Origin of the sequence: Diaphorobacter sp. HDW4A (genome assembly GCF_011305995.1) — a bacterium.
GTDB lineage: Bacteria > Pseudomonadota > Gammaproteobacteria > Burkholderiales > Burkholderiaceae_C > Diaphorobacter_A.
In genome coordinates, this window is sequence record NZ_CP049910.1 from 1148310 (window position 1) to 1173869 (window position 25560).

Here is a 25560-nt window from a genome sequence, read left to right on the forward strand (position 1 = left end):
GACACATTCCGGAATTCACATGGCACACAACCACACGACCGCAAGCCACGCGCCAGCGGAAAACATTGCAGAGCAACTGGCCGAATTTGCGATGGGCGTGAAAGCGTCCGATCTGCCTCGGCCCGTTTGGGACAAATCGGTCCATCACATCATCGATTCCATCGGCATCGGGTTTGCATCGCACCACTTTGCGTTCGCCGCGCCGGGGCTCAAGGGCATCGCCGTGGCGGGCGGGTTGGGCGAGGCGAGCGTGATCGGATGCTCGCTCAAGCTGTCCGCGCGCGATGCGGCAATGGCCAATGCGTATCTCATGCATGGGCTGGATTTTGACGACACCCATCCGGGCAGCATCGTGCATCCCACGGTGGCCTGCTTGCCAGCCGCGATGGCGCTGGCCGAGGTGCAGGATCAATCCTGGGGCGAGCTGATTGCGGCCTATGTCAGCGGCATGGAAACCTGCATCCGCCTCGGGCTGGCGGTGAAGGGCGGCTTTCACCACGCGGGGTTTCATGCGACGGGGCTGCTCTCGCACTTCAGCGCGGCGGTGGTGGCAGGCAAACTATTGGGCTTGTCCGCATCGGAGATCGTGGGTGCCCAAGGCATCGCGGCGAGCACGTCTGCGAGCGTGCAGGTGTTTCTGGAAGACGGCGCATGGACCAAGCGCCTGCATCCCGGGCTGGGCGCATCGGCCGGCATCACGGCTGCGCATCTGGTGAGGAACGGCTTCAAGGCACCGCGCCGTCCTTACGAAGGCCGCTTCGGGTTCTTCGAAACCCACATGCAGACCCATGTGGGCGATGTGGACTACGACGCCATCGTCGCTGGTCTGGGCCGTGACTGGACCCTGCTGGACACGGCGATCAAGCCCTATCCGGTATGCCATTTCATCCACGGCGCTGCCGAAGCGGCATTGCGCCTGCACGAGCAGGTGCCGGACAAGAGCCGCATCGTGTGCATCACCTGCGAGTTGCCAGCGGCCACGCTGCCCATCGTGGCAGAGCCTGCGGCGGCCAAGGTGGTACCGCGCTCGGATTACGAAGCCAAGTTCAGTGCGCAATTCGTGGTGGCAGCCTGTCTGCTGAAGGGGCGATTTGGCCTGGCCGAGCTGGAGGACGACGCGCTCAAGGACGAAGCCACGTTGGCGCTGGCCAGTCGCGTGACCTGCATCGAAGAGCCTGATTCGCCGTTTCCGCTGCATTTTTCGGGCGCGGTGAGCGTCGAACTCGATTCGGGCGAAACCCTCACCTGCCGCATTCCTGTCAATCTGGGAAGCGGTGAGCGCGCACTTGTGCGCGATGACATCGTCACCAAATTTCACGGCACGGCAGGCATTGTGATGTCCAGCGAGCGTGCGACCCGAGTGGTCCATGCGCTGCTGGATGCCAAGCCGGAAACACCCGTCAGAAAGATAGTGGAAATGCTGCGCACATGACGCGCGAATGCGCTGCTTGAGCTATCCTCTTTCATCAGTATTTCTTGCGGGTCTTTGATTCAAGGCAACTAGTGGCAAGTATCTCGTATGCTGCACCTTCCCGATAGCGGTGTGCGGCCTCCGGGAAATTTGTTCAGCGTTGTTCTTGCCCTACTGTCAGGGTTGACCCCAGAGTGCTGCATGTGGGGGCACATTGAACAGACATCCGCAATTGCGTTTTCACCTGCCGGAGCTAGAGACCTTCCTGGTAGTGATCGAAGAGGGAAGTTTCAGCCGCGCGGCGGAGCGACTATGCGTTTCCCAGCCGGCAGTGTCCAGCCGCGTCAAGCGCCTTGAAGACGTGCTGCGCGTGCAGCTCATCAAACGAACCACGCGCAGCGTCTTCGCCACCGAAGACGGCGAGCTGCTGAGGACGGCGGCGCAGGACGCGCTCGCCGGGCTGTACGGCGTGCTGCGCCAGTTCCAGGACCGCTCGGAGGCCGCACGCAACCGCGTGGTGATTGCGGCAACGCCCATGGTGGCTGCCACGTTTCTGCCGCACATCATCCAGTCATACAGCGATCGTTTTCCCGATGTGCAGGTGGTTCTGCGCGACATGCCTTTCGACATGCTGATGGCCAACCTCAGTGGCGGCATGGCCGACATCGGCGTGACGGCGATGGATGGCGATTACGAAAACATCGAGTTCCAGCCGTTGGCCGAAGAGCCGATCGTGCTGGTCGTTCCGGCCAAGCATCCCTTGGCGGAGCAGTCGCAGGTGACGGTGGAAATGATCCTGCCGTATCGCATGATCTTTCTGGATCGCTACACCAACCTGCGAGAAAAGCTCTCGGGCGAATTCGCGCGTTTCGGTGCAATGCTCAAAACCTCCACCGCCACCACCATGCCCACCCTCATGGGCATGCTCGACACGGGAAGCTGCGTGGGCTTTCTGCCGCGATCGATGGCGCAGATCAACGCACGCGAATCGCGCGTGATCGTGGAGCTGGCCGACTTTCACGCCACGCGCAATTACGGCAGCGTGGTTGAGCGCCGCGTCGCGCTCACGTCTGCTGTGCAGAGCTTTCGCGAACATCTCCACGCTGAATTTGTGCCGTTGGTCTGAGCATTGATAACGCGCTTGGATCCATGCCGGGCGCGGTTATTCACCGGCTCAATAAATGCATAGGGATTGGTGATTTTCTGGTCATGGTCTCGTCAGTCAGAATTTTCTTGCCACATAACGACCCACTTCGGGCGGCACATAAATTCTGGAGACAACGACATGAATCGATTCACACCTTCCGTACTCGCTTCCATGATTCTGGGCGGTTTCATCGCACACGCCTCGGCGCAGGAGACGCTGAAGATCGGCGCGGTAGTCACGCTGTCCGGCGCGGGTGCGTCTTGGGGGCAGGCGATGAAGAACGCAGCGGAACTCGCCGCCGACAAGGTCAACGCGGCCGGTGGCCTGGAAGTGGCGGGCAAGAAGTACAAGGTCCAGATCGTTCCCTACGATGATAAGTACCAGGCAGGTGAGGCGGTGACGGTAACGAACCGCCTGGTGTTTGAAGACAAGGTCAAGTACATCATTGGCCCAACGGGATCGGCCCCCATTCTGGCGGTGCAGCCGATCACCGAAAAGAACCAGGTCATCACCTCCACACTGGGCTTTACCGACAAGGCACTGACGGCTGACAAGCTATACAGTTTCCGTCCAGTCAACACGACCATGGAGTTTGCAGAGCAGCAGGTGAACTGGATCGTCAAGAGCCTGGGCGTCAAGAAAGCCGGTGCCATGTTTCCCAACGACGAGACCGGGCAGGTGATGGCGCGCGATCTGGAAAATGCCTATACCAAGGCGGGCAGTGCGATGGCGGCCAAGGAGTTCTATGAGCGCGACCGGGTCGACTTCGTGCCCATGCTGACCAAGATGATCTCCCGCGGTGTCGATGCCATCGACATCAACGGCAGTTCACCTTCCACGGCTGGTCTGATCGTCAAGCAGGCACGGGAGATGGGGTTCAAAGGGAAGATCGTTCGCACGGGTGGACCGGCCACGTCGGAGATCATTGGGGTTGCCGGCAAAGAGGCGGTGGAAGGCATGATCGTTTATGCCGTGCTGGACCCTTCGCTGCCATCCACGCGGTCTTACATGGACGCCTATACCGCCAAGTACAAGACGTCGGTGAATGGCTTCAGCCCACCATATTTCGACTTCACCAACATGCTGTTCGAGGCCATGCGTCGCGCGGGCACGGTCAGCGATTCGCAGAAGGTGGCCGCAGAGCTCGAAAAGATCAAGGACTTCGATGGAGTGCTTGGAAAGCTGAGCTGGACGGGCAAGTCACGCTATGGCATCGACCATCAACTGGCCGTGCCTTTCTATCTCGCCGAAATCAAGAACGGTGCAGAAGTGACGCGCGCGCGCTGCACTGTGCTCGAAGGCTGCAAGTAAGCAGCGGGCTTGACTACTAGTTCAACTGGCTCAACTCGAACGGAGTTCTTCGCGTTATGGATTGGCAACTACTGCTCGGGCAGGCGACCATCAATGGGTTGGTCGTCGGCATGCTCTACCTGCTCATGGCCGTGGGCTTCACGCTGGTTTTCGGCGTGATGCGCATGGTGAACTTTGCGCATGGTGAGTTCTATATGTTGGGTGCATTTTCTGCCTATGCACTGATGGTGCATCTGGGAGTCCCATTTCTGCTGGCCGTGGTGCTGACTGTGGTGATCGCGATCGTATTTGGCAGTCTGTTGGAATGGCTGGTGCTCAAGCCGTTTCGCAAGGACGAGCTCAACGGCATGATCGTCACCATAGGTCTGGCCATGATTCTGCAGAACGTGGCGTTGATGGTGTTTGGACCGGACCCCGTGTCTGTGCCCGCCATTGCCAGTGGCGCGTCCAGCTTTCTGGGCGTGACCGTGGCGAACTCACGCCTTTATGTGATCGTCTTTGCCATAGCCGTGCTGGTGCTGCTCTATGTGTTTCTGCGGCATTCCGCCATCGGACGCGGCTTGCGTGCGGTGGTGGAGGATGCGGACATTGCTGCGCTGCAAGGCGTGAAGGCGCGCTTGTACTATCCGCTGGGATTCGGTATCGGTATCGGCCTTGCTGCGATTGCCGGGGCCTTGATGGCACCGCTGTTTTCCGTCTCGCCCTTCATGGGCCAGGCGCCCTTGCTCAAAGCGTTCATGGTGGTGATTCTGGGTGGACTGGGCAGCATTCCCGGTGCAGCGCTGGCGGGACTGTGCCTCGGGCTTCTCGAGAGCTATACGGGGCTGTTTCTCGAAAGCAGCACGGCCGACATGCTGATCTTCATTCTCGTCATCGTGGGCATGTTGGCCTTCCCGCGCGGGCTCATTGGAAAAGGGGAGGCATGAGATGAGATCCAATGTACAACCCATACCTGCAGTGCCGCTGAGTCGGCACAGAGCATCTTCAGGAGTCAAACCGCTGCACGTTGCCGCGTTCGTTGCTGCGGCAGCACTGGCGCTCTGGCCCTGGATGGCTGGGCAGTTTGTTCTGCACATGGCCATTCTGGCCTGCATCAATATCGTGATCGTCAACGGGCTGTCGCTCATCGATCGCAGTGGTCAACTCTCCTTCGGTCATTCCGCGCCCGTGGCGCTTGGCGCATATGCTTCTGTGCTGCTGGTGACCTGGACCGGCATGGGCATTGTCTCCTCGGCATTGCTGGGACTGTTCCTGGTGGCGGTGCTTGCCGCGTTGCTGGGATGGGTGATCTTGCGTTTGAAGGGTGTCTACTTTGTGCTGGTCACCTTCGCATTTGCCGAACTGGTGCGATTGGTGTTGCTCGATGCCGCGCCCATCACGGGAGGTGCCAGCGGCATTGCAGGCATTGCCCCCATGGAGATCGCAGGCTGGCTGTTCAATTCACGCGAGCGCTTCTATCTGTTGGCTTTGGTGATGGCGGTGGCCTCGCTGGGGCTGATGCTGTGGCTGTTCAAGCGCCCGCTCGGGCATGCGATGGAGGCGGTGGCTGCCAATCCGGCGCTGGCCGAATCCACTGGCATCAATGTGCTGCGCATACAGATTGTGGCCTATGTGCTGGGATCGGTGCTCGCAGGGGTGGGGGGCGTACTGACCGCACGCTATGTAGGCTTCATTTCGCCGGAGTCCTTCAACACCAGCATGTCGGTGGCCTTCATCACTATGCTGGTGATCGGCGGGCGCAAGTCAGCTTACGGGCCCGTGCTGGGCGCGCTGGTGCTTACACCGCTGCCCGAACTGTTTCGTGGCGCGGTGCAGACGCAGCATATGTTCTATGGTGCCGCGCTGATCGTGATCCTACGATTTCTGCCAGGCGGTATTGCCAGTCTGGCGTCGCGTCTGCGCATTGCACGGAGTTCCCAATGACAGCCATTCTGGAAGTAAAGGGGCTGGCCAAGCACTTCGGTGGGCTGGCAGCGGTGAAGAATCTGAACTTTTCGATCCAGCAAGGTCAGATCGCCGGTTTGATCGGACCCAATGGTGCGGGCAAGACGACGGCATTCAATTCGATCTGCGGCGTGCTGGCTCCCACCAAGGGCCAGGTGCTGTTCGCGGGGCGCGACATCACCGGCAAGCGGCCCAGCGAGATTGTCTCTCGCGGGCTGGTTCGCACGTTCCAATCGACGACCACGTTTGCGAACGAAACGGTGGAGCGCAACATCGAGAACGCGCTGCTCTCACGTATCAAGGGCTCGGCACCTCAGTGGTTGATGCGCCGCAGCACGGCGCTGCTCGCGCGCGGTGAAATCCAGAACGAGATCGACCGTGTGATCGACATCGTCGGCATGCAGGAATGGCGCCACATGGAGGCGGGAACGCTGGCCTATGGGCTGCAGAAAAAGCTTGGCATTGCCATTGGTCTGGCCACGCGTCCATCGATGATGTTGATGGATGAGCCAGCTGCAGGTTTGAACCATGAAGAGTGCAACGAGCTGACGCGCTTGCTGCGCCGTTTGCGCGATGAGCATGGCATGACGATTCTGCTGGTGGAGCATCACATGGCGATCGTCATGGAGGTGTGCGAGCGCATTGTGGTGCTTGTGCACGGCGAAAAAATTGCAGAGGGAACACCGGAGGAATTGCGCGTGAATCCAGCCGTCATCGAAGCCTATCTGGGAGCACCCGAATATGCCCATGCTTGAAGTGTCAAACCTGTGCGTTCACTACGGGAAGCTGGAGGCTGTCCGGTCCGTGGCCTTCAAGGTCAACAAGGGCGAGCTGGTCGCGCTCATCGGCTCTAACGGAGCTGGCAAAAGCAGCACGCTGAAGGCGATTGCGGGGCTGGTTTCCAACAGCGTCGGCAGCATTCGGGTGGAAGGAGAAGAAGTGCAGCGCATGCCCACCGAGCAACGGGTGCTCAAGGGTGTTGCGCTGTCGCCGGAGGGACGGCGGCTGTTTGCGCGTATGACGGTACAGGAAAATCTGCTCATCGGCGCGCACACGGTCAAGTCGGAGGCCGAGCGCGCCGAAAGCCTGACGATGATCTACGAGCTGTTTCCCCGGGTGCAGGAGCGCCGGGCGCAGTTGGCGGGATCGCTGTCTGGCGGAGAGCAGCAGATGGTGGCGATTGGCCGTGCGCTGATGTCGCGGCCGCGTTTGCTGATGCTCGACGAGCCATCGCTGGGCATTGCGCCCAAGGTGGTGGCCGAGATTGCCGATGCGATTCGGCGACTCAACCAATCGGGCATGTCCATCGTGCTTGTAGAGCAGAACGCGCGGCTTGCGCTGCGCCTGGCCCACAACGCTTATGCGCTGGAGCACGGCGAAGTCGTCAAGTCGGGCAAGGGCGCAGAGCTGCTGGAAGATCCTTTCGTGCGCAAGGCATACCTCGGAGTTTGAAAGAACATGCAAAACACTGAAGACAATGCCGATCTGCTGGTCATTGCGCATCAGCAGCCGGCGGCCGAATGGCTTGCGGCGAGCCGTGAAGAGGTGATCGAGCCTGATCTGCCCATCATCGATGCGCACCATCACTTTTCGGAACATTGGGGTGGCTACTTTCCCGATGAGTTGCTGGCGGACGGTGCGGGCCATCGCATCGAATCCACGGTCTATGTGCAATGCGGCTGGAACTACCGAACGAGTGGTCCGGCAGCGTTGCAACCTGTCGGCGAAACGGAATCCGTCGTTGCCATCACCAAGGAGGCGAATCGGCGGCAGAGCAAGACGCACATTGCCGCTGGCATGGTGGGATATGCGGATCTGCGTCTTGGGGAAGCTGTTGAAGAGGTGCTCGCTGCGCAGGTTGCGGCGGGCGGTGGGCGTTTTCGCGGTATTCGCAACAGTGGCGCTTTTCATCCGACGTTCAAACACGGCGTGCTTCCGCGCGCGATGCAGGGCTTGTATGCGGATGCCGCGTTTCGTGCCGGTTATGCGCAATTGGCGCGGCACGACTTGAGCTTTGACGCTTGGGTCTATCACCCGCAAATCCGCGAGGTTCTGGATCTGGCAAGTGCGTTTCCCGACACGACCCTCGTGCTGGATCACATTGGCGGCGTGCTGGGCGTTGCAGACTACGAGGGCCGAGCCGACAAGGCCCGGCTCGAATGGCTACCGTGGCTGAGGCATCTGGCCGAATGCCCTAACGTGGTGGTGAAGCTGGGCGGGCTGGGCACGGCCGTTTTCGGCTACGGCTTTGCCGGGCGCGCGCAAGCGCCATCCTCGCAAGCGCTGGGCGATGCGTGGCGGCCGTGGTTCGATCCCGTGATCGAAGCGTTTGGTCCGCAGCGTTGCATGTTCGAAAGCAACTTTCCCGTGGACCGCAGCGCCGCAAGTTATGGAGTGGTCTGGAACGCCTTCAAGCGACTGGCATCCGGGGCGAGTGCGGAGCACAAGCGGTGGCTCTTCAAAGATACGGCGGCGAAGGTCTATCGACTGGATCTTTAGAGCGTGTTTACGATCTCGGCGCGAAGCTTGCAGGATGCGGATCGGGATGGGCTGCAAGGCGCAAACCGCAGCAATAGCGCGTGCTATTGCGAGGATTTGCAACGCAGCAGACCGCCCGAGGCCGCGCCTGCAAGACTGCGTGGAGATCGTCAACACGCTCTTGGAAATCCTCTTCACGAATCTGTCTTTCACATGCGGGTGCCACATGAGTGATGCGAATACCGTTCCCTTGCTTGCCGGGGCGACCGAGGCGCTGGCCGCGTTTGCCGCTGAAATGCGTTTTGAAGACCTGCCGCCGAGGGCTGTGGAGCGTCTGAAGACCAGTCTTCTGGACAGTATTGGTTGCTGTCTCTACGGCATGACCTTGCCGTGGACACAGCATGTGCAGGCCATGGTCGAAGCGGAGCAGGCGCATCCGGTGGCGGCGCTGTTTGGTGCCGGGCGCGCGACTTCGGTCGCTGGTGCAGCGCTGGTCAACGGCACGGCGGGCCATGCCTTTGAGCTCGATGACATCCACAAGGAGTCGATCCTGCATCCGGGATCCATCGCATTGCCTGTCGTTGCCGCCTTGGCTCAGGCGAGCGCATCGCCATGTAGCGGGCGGCAGTTTCTGACGGCGTTGGCATGTGGTTATGAGATAGGCACACGCGTCGGCAATGCGGCCACAATGAGCCTGTTTTTTCGCGGATTTCACCCGCAGGGGACGTCTGGGGTGTTCGTCGCCGCTGCCTCGGCGGGTCGGATGCTGGGGCTGGATGCCAGGCAAATGCAGCATGCGCTCGGGATGGCGGGCTCGCAGGCCGGTGGTCTGATGGCCGCGCAGGAAGGGGCGATGGTCAAACGTTTGCATGCAGGCCGGGCGGCGCAAAGCGGAGTGTATGCCGCGCAGCTCGCTCAGCGTGGATTTACCGGCATTGTCGATGTGCTGGAGGCTCCTTACGGCGGATACCTTTCGAGCTACAGCAACCAGCCCAATGCAGCGCGGTTGACTCAGGGTTTGGGACAGGTTTGGGAGATTGAAAAAGTCGGCTACAAGCCACACGCGAGCGTCACCAGCATTCATGCAGCGATGGATGCCTTGCGTGAGTTGATGGATTTGAATGCGCTTGCGGCCGCAGACATCGCGTCGGTAAAGGCTGGCGTGAGCCACATGACCCATGTGCATTGCGCCTGGCCTTACCGCGCGCAAGGCGTGACCGCCGCACAGATGAATCTGTTTTTCGGTCTTGCCGTGATCGCGTTGGACGGAGTGGCTTTCGTTGCGCAGTACGACGAAGATCGATTGGTCGATCCGCAGATTCTGGACTTCATTGAACGCATCGAGGCCTTCGAAGACCCGGCCATCGATGCGATGGGCCCAGCTTTCAGGCATGCCGCCCGCATCGAGCTGCAAACCTGCGATGGGCGAACGCTCACGCACGAAATTCTGCATCGGCGCGGAAGCCCGGAAAATCCGCTTACCGCCTACGAAGTGGAGCAAAAATTCAGGAATGTGGTGGCCGGATGTCTTCCCCTCACGGCCACGGAGCGGGTGGTGCAGCTCGTGAGCGAAATTGATCGACTGGACGACGTGGAGCGGCTGCTCACATTGCTTGCAGCGCCTCGTCCTGCGGCATATGCGAGGTGACGCGAGGTAGTCCGTTTCGCCGTCGAATGACATCCCCATGATTGCACCTCAGGAATCTGTGCCGGGAACTCTTGGTGGGTGTTCACAATCCATGGATTCAAGAGCCTCCTTCGACGTTCAACCATCGGCCTCGACTGCCGCCAAATTCATGCTTGATATCCCTTTGAGTTTTCTTCACCGGCCCGCCTCCGCGTCCGTGGCCGAGCCTTGGCTTCTGGTGCTGATGCACGGCGTTGGCAGCAATGAGCAGGATCTGTTCGGGCTTGCTCCTTATGTGCCCGAGACCTACCACGTGCTGAGTCTGCGTGCGCCATACCGCATGGGGCCGAATGCCAATGCGTGGTTTGATTTCTCGGTGAATGCCGATGGGTCGCGCACCATCAACCATCCGCAGGAGGCCGCCAGTCGCAACCTGTTGATCCAGACGCTGGAAGCCAGCGCGCGGCAACTGGGTGTGCCGGCGTCGCGCGTGATCGCGGGCGGGTTCAGCCAGGGCGGCATCATGGCGTTGTCGGTGCTTCTCACGCGACCAGAACTGGTGGCGGGTGCGATGGCGCTGCACAGCCGCATGCTGCCCGAGATCGCTGCACAGGTGGCTCCGGCTGCGGCGTTCGAGGGAAAGCATCTCTGGGTAAGTCAGGGCCTGCAGGACAACGTGATTCCGATCGCGCATGGCGAGTTCATCCGCGAGCAGGTGAGCGCGTTGCCGCTTTCGCTCACCTACCGCGAGTTCGAAGGCGCGCACGAGCTGCGCATGGCAGAGCTGTCGGCCTTTGCCGGCTGGCTGGAGCAGCGCACGGCGGTGGCTGCCTGAGTTCGGAGGCGCGTTGGTGTCAACGCGACGCCAGTGGCAGTGCCGTCTTGTAGCGCACCTGCTTGAGTGCAAAACTCGAGCGGATTTTCTCGATGCCCGCAATCGGCGTGAGCTGCTCAACGATGAAGCGCTCCAGCGCCGCAATGTCGGGCAGCGCCACGCGGATGAGGTAGTCGGAGTCTCCGCTCATCAGGTAGCACTCCATCACCTCGTCGTGCTCGGCGATGCGGTGCTCGAAATCGGCGAGAGCCTCCTTGTTTTGGGTCTTCAGGCTGATGCTGATGAACACGTTGAGACCAAGGCCCAGCGTCGCCGCGCTCACCAGCGCCACATAGCGCTCGATCACACCCTCGGCCTCGAGCGCCTTCACGCGAGCAAGACACGGTGAGGGCGACAGATGCACGCGCCGCGCCAGCTCCACATTGGAGAGCGCGCCGTCGGCCTGCAGCTCGGCAAGAATCCGTAGATCGGTGGCATCCAGCTTCATATGCTTCAGAAATTCAATCAAGTGGCATATTGTGCTGAAAATGCTTCAAAAGCCAACACAATCGGCATCCTATTTCGCGAGACCTTCCCTACAGTCTTGCGAATGAATGCCCCATTGCCCCTCCATTCACTCTCAATCACCCCACACGCCATGGATGCCAACCCACAGGAAACCGCCGAATGGCGAGATGCCTTTCTGGCGCTGGTCGCCACCGAAGGACCGGAGCGTGCGCGCTTCGTGCTGGACGAGTTGGCGCGCATGGCGCGTGCGCAGCGCATCGGCTGGCAGCCGGATTTGAATACGCCCTATGTGAACACCGTGAGCGTGGAGTCGCAGCCGGTGTTTCCGGGTGATCTGGCGGTCGAGGAAAAGCTGGCTTCCATCATGCGTTGGAACGCGCTGGCGATGGTGGTGCGCGCCAACAAGGCTTATGGTGAGCTGGGCGGGCACATCGCGAGCTATGCGAGCGCGGCGGATCTGTTCGAGATCGGCTTCAACCACTTTTTCCATGCGCGTGATGAAGAGAAGAATCATCGTGGTGATCTGGTGTTTTTTCAGCCGCACAGCGCGCCCGGCGTGTATGCGCGGGCTTTCCTGGAAGGGCGTTTGAGCGAGGCGGATCTGCTGCACTACCGTCAGGAAATCGTGGCACCGGGCGAGGGGGCTGAGGGCCTGTCAAGCTATCCGCATCCTTGGCTGATGCCGGATTTCTGGCAGTTCCCTACAGGCTCGATGGGCATCGGCCCGATCAGCAGCATTTACCACGCGCGCTTCATGCGCTATCTCTCGCACCGCAACCTGCTCGATTGCACGGGCCGCAAGGTCTGGGGCGTGTTCGGCGACGGTGAGATGGATGAGCCCGAGAGCATGAGTGCGCTGACGTTGGCTGCGCGTGAGGGGCTGGACAATCTGGTCTGGGTGGTCAACTGCAATCTGCAACGCCTCGACGGTCCGGTGCGAGGCAATGGCCGGGTGGTCGACGAACTCGAACGGCTGTTCGCCGGTGCGGGCTGGAACGTGATCAAGCTGCTGTGGGGTAGCGATTGGGACGGATTGTTTGCACGAGATCTGACCGGGGCGCTGGCCCGCACGCTGGGCAATACCGTCGACGGGCAGATGCAGACCTTTGCGGCCAAAGATGGCCGCTACAACCGCGACCATTTCTTCGGCCAGAGCCCGGAGCTCATCGCGCTTGCGCAGGGCATGACGGACGAGCAGATTGACCGCTTGAAGCGCGGCGGACATGACCTCGTGAAGATCTACGCAGCCTATGCTGCGGCGGCCAAGGCAACCGGCAAGCCCACCGTCATTCTGGCGCATACCAAGAAGGGCTACGGCATGGGCTCGGCGGGGCAGGGCAAGATGACCACGCACAGCCAGAAGAAGCTCGACGAGACCGATCTCATCGAGTTCCGAAACCGCTTCAATCTGCCGCTTACCGACGAGCAGGCGACCAAGCTCGAATTTTTCAAACCGACCGAAGACAGCGCGGAGATGCGGTATCTGCGCGACAAGCGCACGCGTCTCGGCGGCTATCTGCCGCGTCGCCAGACCGCCTGCGAGGCCATTGCCGTGCCGCCGATGGCGCAATATGCGCAGTTCGCGCTCAAGGCCGAAGGCAAGGAAATGAGCACCACCATGGCCTTTGTGCGCATGTTGGGCACCTTGCTCAAGGATGGCCAGCTGGGCAAGCGCATCGTGCCCATTGTGGCCGACGAGGCGCGAACCTTCGGCATGGCCAATCTGTTCAAGCAGGTTGGAATTTATTCGAGCGTAGGCCAGAAGTACGCGCCGGAGGACATCGGCTCGGTGCTGAGTTACCGCGAGGCGCTCGACGGCCAGATTCTGGAAGAAGGCATCAGCGAAGCCGGTGCCATCGCAAGCTGGACGGCTGCGGCCACCAGCTATAGCGTGCATGGCATGGCGATGCTGCCTTTCTATATCTACTACTCGATGTTCGGCTTTCAGCGCGTGGGCGATGCCATCTGGGCGGCGGCGGACCAGCGTGCACGCGGCTTTCTGCTGGGTGCGACGTCGGGTCGCACCACGCTGGGCGGCGAGGGCCTGCAGCATCAGGACGGCAGCAGCCACCTTGTGGCCGCGACGATCCCCAACTGCAAGGCCTACGACCCTGCCTATGCGGGCGAGCTCGCGGTGATTCTGGATGCGGGCATGCGCGAGATGATGGTCGAGCAGAAGGATGTTTTTTACTACATCACGCTGATGAACGAGAACTACGCACAGCCCGATCTGCCACAGGGGGTGGAGCAGGGCGTGCTGCGTGGCGGCTATGTGCTCGAACGCGTCGGCAATGCCTCCGCACCGCAGAATCGGCGCACGACCCTGCTGGGCTCGGGCGCGATCTTCACCGAGGTGCGCAAGGCAGCAGCAGCACTGGCCGTGCGCGGCTGGCAGGTGGACGTCGTGAGCATCACCAGCTGGAGCGAGTTGGCGCGCGACGGTCAGGCCAGCGAGCAGCGCATGCTGCGTGGCGAGCCGGGCGGTGAACAGCCGTGGATCGCGCAACTGCTTGCCCGCACCGAAGGCCCGGTGATCGCTGCGACGGACTATGTGCGCGCCGTGCCCGAATCCGTGCGCGCCTACGCACCCGGCGGGCGCATCTATCTCACGCTCGGCACCGATGGCTTTGGCCGCAGTGACACGCGTGCGGCGCTGCGCTCGTTCTTCGGCGTGGATGCCGAGAGCATCGTGCGTGCGGCCGAGGCTACGTCGGCACGGGGCTGATCCGTCAGCGTTGGCTGGAATCGGTGAGGTGTTCGACGAAGAGGCGTACGGCCTCGGAGTTGTTGTCCCGGTTCCAGACCACGCCCACGGGGCCGAAGCGGATCGTCATGTCGAGCGGCAGGATCTTCATGTTGCCGAGAGCGGCCTGGTATTGCGCCATGGCCTCGGAGCACACGCCGATGTAGTCGCCCGTGTGCACCAGCGCCTGCAACGTGGTGATGGCGGCAGTTTCCACCTTGGGTAGCAGCCAGGAGAAGCCGTGGTCGAGCAGCGCGGTGTCGAGCTGGGTGCGCATCAGCGTGCCCTTGGGTGGCATGATCCAGTTGTCATGCTGTAGGTCGGCCAGGTGCACGACTTTGTCTTTGCTGTTCCAGAAGCGGCTGGCCTGCCCAACGACCAGACAGACGTTGTCTTCAAACAGTTCGCGGTGCTCCAGTTGGTCTCGATGGACCCGTGAATCTAGCGACCCGACCACCACGTCGAGCTCCTTATTGGCCAGCCCTTCGAGCAGATTGGTGAACGGGCTTTCCGTGACGTAGACCGAAATGTGCGGATAACGCTCTTGAAACTGCGCCAGCGCCTGTGGCACGACACGGGCCACTCCCGCCCAGACGCTGCCGATCTGCAGCCGCGCAGTCAGCCCCTGAGCCACTGCGCCCAGCTCCTTGTGGGTGCGCGCGATGTCGCCCAGCACGCTGATCGCAAGGCGCTTGACCAGAACACCTGCGGGCGTGAGCTGCACGCGCCGCCCACGCGTGACCAGTTGCATGCCGACGAGTTCTTCCAGATCGGCTAGCCAATGCGACATAGCCGACTGTGTCATGTGCATGCGGGCAGCCGCCTCGGTGAGTGTGCCGGCCTCGTCGAGCACCAGAAAGGACTCGAGGTGCTTGACCTTGAGTCGGCGGGCCCAGGCCATCTGGTCTTTTTCAATCATGAGTAAATACTAATATATGTATCTCGTGAATTCACTGGTGTAACAGCGATGTCACGCAAATAATGCGGTTTTTGCAGCACGACGCTGTTGATTGACTTATTTGGATTCGTGAGTATGAAGAAATATTTCTGCATCGCCAAAATCGTGGCGTCGGTATGGGCCTTGGGGCTGGTGGCGCAGGCCCCCGTGATGGCGCAGGACGCTGCGGCTGGTTACCCGAATCGCCCCATCCGCCTGATCGTCTCGCAGCAGGCGGGCGGCAGCTCGGACACCGTGGCGCGCCTGTGGGCCGAGCACGCGGGCAAGGCGATCGGCGGCAGCATCGTCGTGGAGAACAAGCCCGGCGCGGGCGGCATCATCGCGGCCCAGCAGGCGCTGAGTCAACCGGCGGATGGCTACACGCTGATGTTTGGCGGCGTCTCGCAGATGGTGCTCAACAAGTTCACCTACAAGCCACTGCCCTACGATCCCGAGAAGGACTTTACTGGCGTGGGCATGCTGACCACCGTGCCGTTCGTGCTGGTGGCCAATCCCGAGTCGGGCTTCAAGTCGCTCGACGATCTGATCAAGTACGCCAAGGCGCATCCTGACAAGCTGAACTTTGCCTCCGCTGGTCTGGGCAATTCCACCCAACTGGCGGTCGAGTTGTTGCAGAAGAAGCTCGGCATCTCGATGGTGCATGTGCCGTTCAAGGGCGAGCCCGACGGCGTGATGGCGACCATTGGAGGCCAGACTCAGGTGATGGCGCCTGTGGTGGGCACGGCGCTTCCGCACATCAAGGCCAAGAAGGTGGTTCCGCTTGTGGTGCTTGCTCCGAAGCGTCTGGCCGAGTTGCCGGACGTGCCAGCTGCCAATGAGCTGGGAGTCAAGGATTTTGACTACATGGGTTGGAGCGGGATTGTTGCCAAGGCTGGAACTCCGGCCGCCATCGTCAACAAGTTGAACGAGGCTACGAAGGCGTTTCACAGCAGTCCTGAGGTGCAGGAGAAGTTGCGGACCATGATGGTGATTCCCATGGCGGGGGCGGCTTCGCAGGTGATGGAGGTGACTAAGCGGGATACGGCTGCTTGGGGGCCTACTTTGAATTCTTTGAATTTGAGTAGTAAGTGAGTTTTTTGTTTGATTGATTGTTAGCGTTGGTTGGTGTTTTGAGAGCGGAGGCCGGGAGTTCCGCCCGGCGGCGGAGTCACTTTTTGCTTGCGCGCAAAAAGTAACCAAAAACGCGCGTTGAATACCTCCGGCAGAACTCGCTGCGTTCCTTCGTCACTTCGCTCGGGCAACCGCCGGAAGTCAGTTTTGAAGAGGTGTGTTCGGCACGTCGCTGCGCTCGTGCTGCATCTCGCGACTTCGCGAGATGCAATTCGGGGAGTGGGGGCCGACGTCGATACTGGTACTGGTCTTGGATTTCAAACCACCAGCTATGCAGAGTAGGGGGTGTTTGAATCACCCACAACAATGACGAGATAGGCCCTCAGGCACGACGCAAAGCCGCAGACAGTACTTTGGTACGGCAAGGCTTTGCAACAAAGCATGAGGGCCTATATCGTCACCTCAAAACGAATACTCCCAAACCAAGCAAAAAACAAAATCCGTCACACAAGCAACCTCACCAAAGAAGAAGGATAGAAAAAATGAGCCCAAACATGAAAAAGCAAGCTATGGTTTCTTGCGCTCAGCCGGAGGCGGCTGAGTCGGGGGTGGAAATTTTGAACGCGGGGGGCAACGCTGTGGATGCGGCGGTGGCTTGCGCGTTGGCGCAGACGGTCGTCGATCCGCTGATGTGCGGCATCGCCGGTTTCGGCACGGCGGCTGTCTACATGCCAGGCAAGTCGGTGCACGAATATTTCGACTTCCATTCGCCCGCGCCGCTGGCTGCGCGCGAGGATATGTGGGAGGCGTTGCTGGAAGGTGAGACCAAGGACGGTTTCGGCTTCATCCTCAAAGGCGCGGTGAACGACATCGGGCCGCAGTCGATTGGGGTGCCTGCCACACTCAAGGGACTGTTCGAGATGCATGCGGCACATGGCCGTTTGCCTTGGAGTGCCGTGGTCGAGCCCGCGATCCGCTGGGCTCGCGAGGGGTGCATCGTGCGGCCTGGGATGTATTCGTTCTGGATCGACAAGCCGCTCGCGGGGCGGGTGAGCAATCTGGCGCGGCTGCAGTATTGCGACGAGGCGCGGGCGCTGTATTGCAATGCGGATGGATCGCCCAAGTTGATTGGCACGAAGTTGGTCAATGAGGACATGGCGAATGTGCTGTCGCAGATCGCTGCGGAGGGCATTGCACCGTTCTACGAAGGTGATCTGGCGCGTTCGATGATCGATCATCTGCAGTCGCTTGGCGGCCTTCTGTCGATGGAAGATTTGAAGCAGTGCGCGGTCAAGCGGGTGAAGCCGCTGGTGGGGCGGTACCGTGATCGCACGATCACGACGAACCAGCCGCCGGGCGGTGGCGCGATGCTGCTGGAGATGCTGAACATTCTCGAGCAGTTCGATCTGGGCGCGATGGAGCATGGCAGCGTTGACTACCTCAAGCTCCTGAGCGAGGCGATGAAAAAGGCCACGTCGGACAAGGACCGCTACATCGGCGATCCGGCGTTTGTCGATGTGCCGCTCGATGTGCTGTTGTCCAAGGAACATGCTGCGGAGATCGCGGCGGAGATCCGCTCGGGCAAGCGGTTTGAAGTGGTGCGGGTGAATCCGGGCGCGCCGGTGCCCAAGGACACGACGCATTTGAGCGTGGTCGATGGTGACGGCAACTGCGTGTCGCTCACGCATTCGCTGGCGATGCCTTCGGGCATCATCACGCCGGGCATGGGTTTTTATTACAACGGCTGCATGGGCGTGTTCGATCCGCGTCCGGGTCGTGCGGGCAGCATTCAGCCGGGCAAGAGCCGGTTTTCGTCGGCCTGCCCGACCATCGTGCTCGACAAGGCGGGCAAGCCCGAGATCGTGCTCGGCGCGCCAGGAGGCACGCAGATTGCGATGGGCGTGCTGCATGTGCTGCTTAACATGATCGATCACGGCATGGGCATGCAGGAGGCGATTTCCGCGCCGCGTTTCTCGTCGACCAGCAATTCCATCGACGTGTGCAACCGTATTCCGCATTTCATCACGCGTGAGTTGCAGGCGCAGGGTTACGAGGTGGGGCGCAATCCGTACAACTACACCATCGGCTGGGTGCACGGTGTGCAGATCACCTCGGGCGGGCTGCGCGGTGGTGCCGATCCGGGACGTGACGGCTTGGCGCTCGGGACGTGGGTGGATTGAGCGGAAAGACCGATTTCAGGGGCGTTTGAAGAGCGCGTCGAGCAGGGGGGCGAGCGTAGGAAACTCCTCTGTAAATCGGCTGCGGTGCACAAAATAGGCCTCACAGGCTACCGCAAAAAATTCTTCTGGTGCGGTAGCTCCATAGCCATTGAGCCATGGCTTTTCACCGCCAAAACGCTGCGCAACGATGACTTTCTCGCGGAAGCCTTCGTACGCACTGTTCCATGAGTCGGCCCAGAGCTTGCGTGCCTCGGCGGCGGTGGTCGTGCCTGCAAAACCGAGTTGCAGTGGCGGGCGGCCATTGACTGCACCGTCCTTCATGTCGATCTTGTGGATGAACTCGTGGATCACCACGCTGCTCGCGTCCTCGGGGTCGCGTCCGGCGCTTTCCACGGCGGGCCAGGCCAGCATGACGGGGCCGCGCTCCATGGCCTCGCCGAGCAGCACCTGGCTGTACTGGTGGGTAACACCCGCTGCGTCTGTGCTCTGGCGCGTGGCCACGGCTTCTGCCGGATGGACCACGATGCCGACAAAATCGTCATACCAATCGAGTGCCTTGGCCGGGTCGCCCCAGTGCAGCAGCGGCAGGCAAGCCTGCGCGGCAATGGCGATGGCCATCGCATCGGTCACTTCCATGCCATGTGCGCCGGTGAATTCCTTCTGCTGCAGGAAGAGGGCGCTGATGGCGCGCAGCTTGGACTGATCCTCGATGGAAAGGGCCGCTAGAAACGGGTATTGCCGCACGGTCTGCAACCAGAGCTCGGCCGGAATCTCCGGAACGGGCGCTAACTTGGCGCGCAGCCCGTTGGTGGCGCGGCGCAGAAATTGGGTGATGGCAGTGGGCGGCATTCGCCCTACATGGGGACGAGGGGCACGCGTTCCAAGCCCTTGGCCGAAAGTCGCATGACTTCGGCGCGCGGCGGGTTGGCGGCCAGGTCCCAGTCGGAGAGCACGACGCGTCTGGCCTGAACGTTTTCGTCGCCGGACAGCACATGCTCCGCAGGCCGGTGCGTATGGCCGTGGATCAGTGTGTGGCTGCCGGCATCGATCAGCCATTGCAGGGCGGCGGCGGTGTCCACATCACCATAAAACGCCTCAGGCGAGTGTTTGCGTGCCTCGCTCTGCGCGCGGGCGCTCTTGCCTTGTGCACGGCGCGCGGCCAGCGGCAGCGACAGCAATTGCGCCTGCCATTGCGGATTGCGGGCCAGCGCACGAAACTTCTGATATTCGACATCATCCAGGCACAGCGCGTCGCCATGGCTCAAGAGCCAGCGTTCGCCTGCAAAGACCAACACCGTGGGATCGCCGAGCAATTGAACGCCAGTGTGCTCAGCAAAATGCTGTCCGATAAGAAAGTCGCGATTGCCGTGCATGAAGAACATGGGGCGCACGTTGGCTGCCTGTGCAATTGCGGCGCAGCATTCGGCCTCAAAACTGCCCGCCTCGTCGAGGCTGTCGTCACCCACCCACACCTCGAACAGATCACCCAGCATGAAGATCGCATCCGCTGTCGAGGCCCGCAGATAACGCGCGAACATGGCCACGGTCTCGGGCTCCTCGCGTTGCAGATGCAGATCGGAAATAAATTCCACGACGCGCCAATCCGCAGGGGCAGCAAATTCCGAAATGGCGGGCATCGGCAAGGTCATGAAGGAAAAAATGAAAGCGATTACGGTATTGAAACAGCGGGCCACCGCAGAATTCAAGGGGTTTGAACAAACACCCCAATGACAAAATGGCCCTTCAGGCTAGGGACCCTCTGCACGAATCGATCGACAAGCAGCTTGTGTGGATCGGGATGGGATACAAGGCGAAAACCGCAGCGATAGCCGAAGCTATCGCGAGGATTTTCAACGCCGTAGACCGCCCGAGTCCGCGCAAGCATGCGTCGATCTGATTTGTGCTGAGGGTCCCTTTGCGCCACTTTCGCAGACAGTACTCTCGTACGGCAAGAAAGCGCAACAACGCATGAAGGGCCATTTGGGCACCTCGACAAGAAGCGCCAAGCGAAGCCGAAGAGGCTTCGTTGCAAAGACCAGAATTACAGAACTACAGCCTTTTCGATGATCACGTCATCCTTGGGCACATCGTCGTGAAAACCCTTGCGACCAGTCTGCACACCCTTGACTGCGTCCACGATCTCGGTGCCCTTGACCACCTTGCCGAACACGGCATAACCCCAGCCCTGAGCGGTAGGAGCGGTATGGTTCAGGAAGCCGTTGTCCACCACATTGATGAAGAACTGAGCGGTGGCGGAGTGCGGGTCGCTCGTGCGGGCCATGGCCAGTGTGTACTTGTCGTTCTTCAGGCCGTTGTTGGCTTCGTTTTCGATCGGCTTGTCAGTGGTTTTTTGCTGCATGCCGGCCGTAAAACCGCCGCCCTGCACCATGAAGTTCTTGATCACGCGGTGGAAGATCGTGCCGTCGTAGAAACCATTCTTCACATAGTTCAGAAAGTTCTCGGTCGACTTCGGTGCCTTCTCGGCATCCAGTTCGATGGTGATGGTGCCGTGACCTGCAATGGTCATTTCAACTTGTGGGTTGCTCATGATGTCAAATTCTTTCGAAAAGGGGTTGCAATGATGATGTGAGGCAAAGACGTTGAGCTTACTTCACCAGCACAGCGGATTCGATCACCACGGGGGTTGTGGGCACATTCTGGTGGCCACCCTTGTTGCCGGTGGCAACGGCCTTGATCTTGTCGACCACATCGTTGCCGCTCACGACCTTGCCGAACACCGTGTAGCCGTAGCCATCGGGGTTGGGGGCGTTAAGGCTGTCGTTGTTCTTTACGTTGATGAAGAACTGCGAGGTGGCCGAGTTCGGATTGCCGGTGCGCGCCATGGCAATGGTGTATTTGTCGTTCTTCAGGCCGTTGTTGGCTTCCAGCGGAACCGGCGGCTTGGTGGCCTTCTGCTGCATGTCGGCAGTGAAGCCGCCGCCCTGGATCATGAAACCGTCCATCACGCGGTGAAAAATCGTGCCGTCGTAGTGCTTGTCCTTCACGTACGCGAGGAAGTTGTCCACGGTCTTGGGCGCCTTGGTGGGTTCGAGTTGCACGACGATCTCGCCCATCGATGTGGTGAGCTTGACCTTGGGCGCTGCGTCTTGAGCGAGGGCGGGGGCAGTGCCGATCAGGGCGGCAGCGGCAAGGCCTGCAATGCTCAGCAGGGAGTTGCGACGGGAGAACATGGATTCACTCCTTGATGATGAAAAGGACGGTGGTGAACGAACGAAGAGCGCGCGGCCAGAGCAGCCATTGGCTGCCCACTTGCCGGCATGCTTGCTTATTTTTTGCTGGTGGCAGCGTCGCCATCGAACAACTGGCGCAGCAGCTTGAGCTTGGGCGAAACAGACGGGGTCATGCGGCCATCGAGGCGCTGGGCCTTGTCATACGACTCGGCGGCCAGTCGGGCATAGATGTCGCCCAGATTTTCGTAGGCAACGGCGTAATTCGGGTTGCCGCGCACGGCCATTTCCAGCGCTCGGCGGGCTTTTTCGAGCTCGTTCTGCTTGGCGTGCAACACGGCAAGGTTGTTGTAGGGCTCGGGCAGCTCGGGGTAGAGCTGGGTGAGGTTGGTGAAGGTCTCGATGGCCTCGCTGGTCTTGCCGAGGTCGGTCTGGGCGACGCCGCGCAGGAACAGCAGTTGCGGATCGCGCGGCGTGGCGTCGATGCGCTTGTCCACAGCCGTCAGTGCCTGCTCAGGCTTCTTTTGCTTGAGCAATGTGGTGATGCTGGAATAGTCTTCCGCATGCGCCCAGGACGCACCAAGAGTGCCAATGGCGCAGGCCACAATGGCCAGGCGCAGAAGGGAAAGGGCAGTGGAGCGTGCAGAGTTCATGGGATCAGGAAAGACTGAGGAGACCCGCAAGAATACGGCACGGGCTTATACTGCGTCGAATTGTAGCTGAGGGGTGTGCCATGCCTGTGTGCTGTTGTCACTGCTTATATCGCGGGCGTTTTCAGAGCGCCATACCCCGCTGAAGCCTGCCGTCGGTGCAGGTGAAGCTGCATCCAGACTTACTTTTTTATCCCATGAGCTTGCGAATCTACAACACGCTGTCGCGTGCGCTGGAGGCGTTTTCCCCGTTGGAACCCGGACACGTACGTATGTATGTATGCGGCATGACGGTGTACGACCTGTGCCACCTGGGCCATGCCCGTTCCATGGTGGCGTTCGACATCGTGCAGCGCTGGCTGCGTGCCAGCGGCCTGAGCGTGACCTATGTGCGCAACATCACCGACATCGATGACAAGATCATCCGTCGCGCTCTGGAGAACGGTGAAGCGATCCGCAGCTTGACTGATCGCATGATCGATGCGCTGCATCAGGATGCCGACGCGCTTGGTATCGAACGTCCTACGCACGAGCCTCGCGCGACCGACTATGTTCCTCAGATGCTGGACATCATCAGTCAACTCGAAAACAAGGGCCTTGCCTACCGCACCGAGAACGGTGACGTGAACTACGCCGTGCGCAAGTTCCCCGGCTACGGCAAGCTTTCGGGCAAGTCGTTGGACGAACTGCATGCGGGCGAACGCGTGGCCGTGCAGGGCGGCAAGGAAGACCCGCTCGACTTCGTGCTCTGGAAGAGCGCCAAGCCGACCGAGCCTGACGATGCCAAGTGGAACGGTGCGTACGGCCTCGGCCGCCCTGGCTGGCACATCGAGTGCTCGGCCATGAGCTGCGCGCTGCTGGGCGAGACCTTCGACATCCACGCTGGTGGTGCCGATCTGCAGTTCCCGCACCACGAAAACGAGATTGCGCAAAGCGAGGGTGCCCACGGCAAGCAGCTGGCGAAGGTGTGGATGCACAACGGCTTCATCAACGTGGACAACGAGAAGATGTCCAAGTCGCTGGGCAACTTCTTCACGATCCGTGATGTGCTCAAGGAATACGACGCGGAAACCGTGCGTTTCTTCGTCGTGCGCGCCCATTACCGTAGCCCGCTGAACTACAGCGATGTGCATCTGGACGACGCTCGCAACGCGCTCAAACGCCTGTATACGGCGCTGAGTCTGGTGCCTGCCGTCAATGTCAAGGTGGACTGGAACGATGCCTATGCCGCGCGTTTCCGTGCAGCCATGGATGAGGATTTCGGCACGCCCGAAGCCGTCGCCGTGCTGTTCGATCTGGCGGGTGAGGTCAATCGCAGCAACTCGCCCGAGGTGGCGGGGTTGCTGCGGGCGCTGGGTGGTTTCCTCGGCCTGCTGCAGGACGATCCACAGCGCTTTCTGCAGGCCGGTGCGGGTGCGTCTGGTCTCGATGCTGCGGCCATTGAGGGGCAGATTGAAACACGTGCGGCTGCCAAGGCGGCCAAGAATTGGGGCGAGGCTGATCGCATCCGCAAAGAGCTGTTGGAGCAGGGCGTCGTCCTCAAGGACTCGGCGACCGGCACCACTTGGGAGGCCGCTCAGTGATCGATCTGTCTGGTAATGGTGGCGAGCGCGCTTTGCTTGCCTGTGAATGTCCGGTATTGCTCCTGCAGCCGAACCTGGTGCGGGAGTATTGAGCCATGGCGACCATCAAGAAAACAGGCGACGACAGTGCGCCGAATCTGCAGCCGCCGAGTTACTGGCAGGAGGCCTGCAAGCATCTGATGAAGAAGGACCGCGTGATGCGGCGCCTGATTCCCGAGCTCGGCAATGTCTCGCTCACGCTGCGTGGTGACGCGTTTACGACGCTGGCGCGCAGCATAGTCGGCCAGCAGGTGGCGGTGGCCTCCGCACAGCGCGTGTGGGAAAAGTTCGCGCTGCTGCCCACCGAGATGACCCCCGGCAATGTGCTGCGTCTGAAGGTGGACGATATGCGCGCCACGGGGCTTTCCGCGCGCAAGGTCGAATATCTGGTCGATCTCGCGCTGCACTTCGACAGCGGCCGTCTGCATGTGGGCGACTGGGACGGGATGAGCGACGACGCCGTCGTCGACGAACTGGTCGCGATCCGTGGCATCAGCCGGTGGACGGCGGACATGTTTCTGTTGTTTCATCTGGGGCGTCCGAATGTGATGCCGCTCGATGACCCTACACTCTTGCAAGGTATCAGCAACCAGTATTTCTCGGGGGAGCCGGTCAGTCGCAGCGACGCCCGCGAGGTCGCCGAGGCGTGGAAGCCTTGGTGCAGCGTTGCAAGTTGGTATATTTGGAGATCGCTTGCTCCGATGCCTGTTCAGTGCTGATCGTCCAAAACCCGAACATCGATCATTGATGCAAACAGTTGCAAATTTCGTGCAAACGCGTCTTAATCGCGTGCGCTCCGAGAAATCGGGCAACTGGGGCAGACAAGCGCCCAAGGAGAATTACGTTGGCTAAAAAAACATTTCTGGACTTCGAGCAACCCATCGCGGAGCTGGAGTCCAAGATCGACGAGTTGCGCTATGTTCAGAACGAAAGCGCCGTGGACATCTCGGAAGAGATCGACCAGCTCAGCAAGAAGAGCCACCAGCTCACCAAGGACATTTACAGTGATCTGACCCCTTGGCAGATCACCAAGATCGCGCGCCATCCCGAGCGTCCCTACACCATGGACTACGTGCGCGAAATCTTCACCGATTTCGTCGAGTTGCACGGTGACCGCCATTTTGCGGATGACCTGTCCATCGTCGGCGGTCTGGCCCGCTTCAATGGCCACCCCTGCATGGTGCTTGGTCAGCAGAAGGGCCGCGACACCAAGGAGCGCGCCGCGCGCAACTTCGGCATGAGCCGTCCCGAGGGCTATCGCAAGGCGCTGCGCCTGATGAAGACCGCCGAGAAGTTCAAGCTGCCGGTGTTCACCTTCGTGGACACACCCGGCGCCTATCCCGGCATCGACGCGGAAGAGCGCAGTCAGTCCGAGGCCATTGGCCGCAACATCTTCGAGATGGCGCAGTTGGAAGTGCCCATCATCACCACCGTGATCGGTGAAGGCGGCTCCGGCGGCGCGCTGGCGATTGCCGTGGCCGATCAGGTCATCATGCTGCAGTACTCGGTCTACTCGGTGATCAGCCCGGAAGGCTGCGCGTCGATTCTCTGGAAGACCAGCGACAAGGCGCAGGACGCGGCCGACGCCATGGGCATCACCGCCCACCGTCTGAAGGCTCTGGGTCTGATCGACAAGATCGTGAACGAGCCCGTGGGGGGCGCGCACCGCGATCACAAGCAGATGGCCTCGTTCCTCAAGCGCGCGCTGGGCGATGCCTACCGCCAGCTCTCTGACCTCAAGACCAAAGAGCTGCTGGACCGTCGCTACGAGCGCGTGCAGAGCTACGGTCGCTTCAACGACACCAAGGCGGAAAACGCCTGATTGATCGCCTGATCTGGCATCTGTCTGACACCATCCACGGCGGCCCTTCGGGGCCGTTGGTGTTTTCCGAGGTGCCGGGTGATAACC

23 protein-coding genes are annotated in these 25560 nt (G+C 60.8%); 16 read left to right on the forward strand and 7 right to left on the reverse strand.

Annotated features, from left to right (window positions below):
* Positions 1 to 19 precede the first annotated feature (19 nt).
* From G7047_RS05145 to G7047_RS05190, 10 genes are all read left to right on the forward strand, one after another.
* Positions 20 to 1432: an MmgE/PrpD family protein gene (locus G7047_RS05145; protein WP_166301692.1), complete on the forward strand. Its 1413-nt coding sequence runs from the start codon at positions 20 to 22 to the stop codon at positions 1430 to 1432.
* A gap of 193 nt (positions 1433 to 1625) precedes the next feature.
* The gene (locus tag G7047_RS05150; RefSeq protein ID WP_166301695.1) at positions 1626 to 2537 is read left to right on the forward strand and encodes a LysR family transcriptional regulator; all 912 of its coding nucleotides are present in this window, start codon (positions 1626 to 1628) and stop codon (positions 2535 to 2537) included.
* Between the two features lie 159 nt (positions 2538 to 2696).
* A complete protein-coding gene (locus G7047_RS05155) occupies positions 2697 to 3869 on the forward strand; it encodes an ABC transporter substrate-binding protein (protein ID WP_166301698.1) in 1173 nt (390 codons plus the stop codon).
* A gap of 56 nt (positions 3870 to 3925) precedes the next feature.
* The gene (locus tag G7047_RS05160) at positions 3926 to 4795 is read left to right on the forward strand and encodes a branched-chain amino acid ABC transporter permease (protein ID WP_166301701.1); all 870 of its coding nucleotides are present in this window, start codon (positions 3926 to 3928) and stop codon (positions 4793 to 4795) included.
* A 1-nt stretch (position 4796) separates the two neighbouring features.
* Positions 4797 to 5792, forward strand: coding sequence for a branched-chain amino acid ABC transporter permease (locus tag G7047_RS05165; protein ID WP_166301704.1), 996 nt, complete (start codon positions 4797 to 4799; stop codon positions 5790 to 5792).
* The gene (locus G7047_RS05170) at positions 5789 to 6568 is read left to right on the forward strand and encodes an ABC transporter ATP-binding protein (protein ID WP_166301706.1); all 780 of its coding nucleotides are present in this window, start codon (positions 5789 to 5791) and stop codon (positions 6566 to 6568) included. The genes G7047_RS05165 and G7047_RS05170 overlap by 4 nt, the downstream gene beginning before the upstream one ends.
* Positions 6555 to 7265 (forward strand): ABC transporter ATP-binding protein, encoded by a 711-nt coding sequence (locus tag G7047_RS05175; protein ID WP_166301708.1) that lies wholly within the window; start codon positions 6555 to 6557, stop codon positions 7263 to 7265. Before G7047_RS05170 ends, G7047_RS05175 begins: the two co-directional genes overlap by 14 nt.
* Before the next feature lie 6 nt (positions 7266 to 7271).
* Positions 7272 to 8312, forward strand: coding sequence for an amidohydrolase (locus G7047_RS05180; RefSeq protein WP_166301711.1), 1041 nt, complete (start codon positions 7272 to 7274; stop codon positions 8310 to 8312).
* Positions 8313 to 8517: 205 nt separating this feature from the next.
* Complete coding sequence (locus tag G7047_RS05185; protein ID WP_166301714.1) at positions 8518 to 9939, forward strand: MmgE/PrpD family protein; 1422 nt, start codon at positions 8518 to 8520, stop codon at positions 9937 to 9939.
* 148 nt (positions 9940 to 10087) lie between these two features.
* Entirely contained in the window at positions 10088 to 10753 is a 666-nt protein-coding gene (locus tag G7047_RS05190; protein ID WP_166301717.1) for an alpha/beta hydrolase, read from the forward strand.
* A 19-nt stretch (positions 10754 to 10772) separates the two neighbouring features.
* Here the strand turns inward: G7047_RS05190 and G7047_RS05195 are convergent, their stop codons facing one another.
* On the reverse strand, positions 10773 to 11240 hold the full coding sequence (locus G7047_RS05195; RefSeq protein ID WP_166301720.1) for an Lrp/AsnC family transcriptional regulator: 468 nt from the start codon (positions 11238 to 11240) through the stop codon (positions 10773 to 10775).
* 102 nt (positions 11241 to 11342) lie between these two features.
* Here G7047_RS05195 and mdeB point away from each other — a divergent pair, with 102 nt between their 5' ends.
* Positions 11343 to 13985, forward strand: coding sequence for an alpha-ketoglutarate dehydrogenase (mdeB, locus tag G7047_RS05200; protein ID WP_166301723.1), 2643 nt, complete (start codon positions 11343 to 11345; stop codon positions 13983 to 13985).
* Positions 13986 to 13989: 4 nt separating this feature from the next.
* Here mdeB and G7047_RS05205 read toward each other — a convergent pair whose 3' ends face one another.
* Complete coding sequence (locus G7047_RS05205) at positions 13990 to 14922, reverse strand: LysR family transcriptional regulator (protein ID WP_166301726.1); 933 nt, start codon at positions 14920 to 14922, stop codon at positions 13990 to 13992.
* 114 nt (positions 14923 to 15036) lie between these two features.
* Here G7047_RS05205 and G7047_RS05210 point away from each other — a divergent pair, with 114 nt between their 5' ends.
* Both G7047_RS05210 and ggt read left to right on the forward strand, forming a co-directional pair.
* Entirely contained in the window at positions 15037 to 16032 is a 996-nt protein-coding gene (locus G7047_RS05210; protein WP_166301729.1) for a tripartite tricarboxylate transporter substrate binding protein, read from the forward strand.
* A 533-nt stretch (positions 16033 to 16565) separates the two neighbouring features.
* Entirely contained in the window at positions 16566 to 18191 is a 1626-nt protein-coding gene (ggt, locus tag G7047_RS05215; protein ID WP_166301732.1) for a gamma-glutamyltransferase, read from the forward strand.
* A gap of 15 nt (positions 18192 to 18206) precedes the next feature.
* On the opposite strand, the gene G7047_RS05220 is transcribed toward ggt, so the two are convergent.
* The 5 genes from G7047_RS05220 to G7047_RS05240 all read right to left on the reverse strand — a co-directional run bounded on the left by G7047_RS05220 (position 18207) and on the right by G7047_RS05240 (position 22032).
* On the reverse strand, positions 18207 to 19040 hold the full coding sequence (locus tag G7047_RS05220; RefSeq protein WP_166301735.1) for a zinc-dependent peptidase: 834 nt from the start codon (positions 19038 to 19040) through the stop codon (positions 18207 to 18209).
* 5 nt (positions 19041 to 19045) lie between these two features.
* Positions 19046 to 19840 (reverse strand): UDP-2,3-diacylglucosamine diphosphatase, encoded by a 795-nt coding sequence (locus G7047_RS05225; RefSeq protein WP_166301738.1) that lies wholly within the window; start codon positions 19838 to 19840, stop codon positions 19046 to 19048.
* 392 nt (positions 19841 to 20232) lie between these two features.
* Positions 20233 to 20739, reverse strand: a complete 507-nt coding sequence (locus G7047_RS05230; protein ID WP_166301741.1) for a peptidylprolyl isomerase — start codon at positions 20737 to 20739, stop codon at positions 20233 to 20235.
* A 58-nt stretch (positions 20740 to 20797) separates the two neighbouring features.
* Positions 20798 to 21382 (reverse strand): peptidylprolyl isomerase, encoded by a 585-nt coding sequence (locus tag G7047_RS05235; RefSeq protein WP_166301744.1) that lies wholly within the window; start codon positions 21380 to 21382, stop codon positions 20798 to 20800.
* Positions 21383 to 21477: 95 nt separating this feature from the next.
* On the reverse strand, positions 21478 to 22032 hold the full coding sequence (locus G7047_RS05240) for a tetratricopeptide repeat protein (RefSeq protein ID WP_166301747.1): 555 nt from the start codon (positions 22030 to 22032) through the stop codon (positions 21478 to 21480).
* Between the two features lie 194 nt (positions 22033 to 22226).
* Between G7047_RS05240 and cysS the strand changes: the two genes are divergently transcribed.
* The 3 genes from cysS to G7047_RS05255 all read left to right on the forward strand — a co-directional run bounded on the left by cysS (position 22227) and on the right by G7047_RS05255 (position 25473).
* A complete protein-coding gene (gene cysS / locus G7047_RS05245; RefSeq protein WP_166301750.1) occupies positions 22227 to 23612 on the forward strand; it encodes a cysteine--tRNA ligase in 1386 nt (461 codons plus the stop codon).
* A 95-nt stretch (positions 23613 to 23707) separates the two neighbouring features.
* A complete protein-coding gene (locus G7047_RS05250) occupies positions 23708 to 24370 on the forward strand; it encodes a DNA-3-methyladenine glycosylase (RefSeq protein WP_166301753.1) in 663 nt (220 codons plus the stop codon).
* Positions 24371 to 24495: 125 nt separating this feature from the next.
* Complete coding sequence (locus tag G7047_RS05255; RefSeq protein WP_166301756.1) at positions 24496 to 25473, forward strand: acetyl-CoA carboxylase carboxyltransferase subunit alpha; 978 nt, start codon at positions 24496 to 24498, stop codon at positions 25471 to 25473.
* The last annotated feature ends 87 nt before the right edge of the window (positions 25474 to 25560 follow it).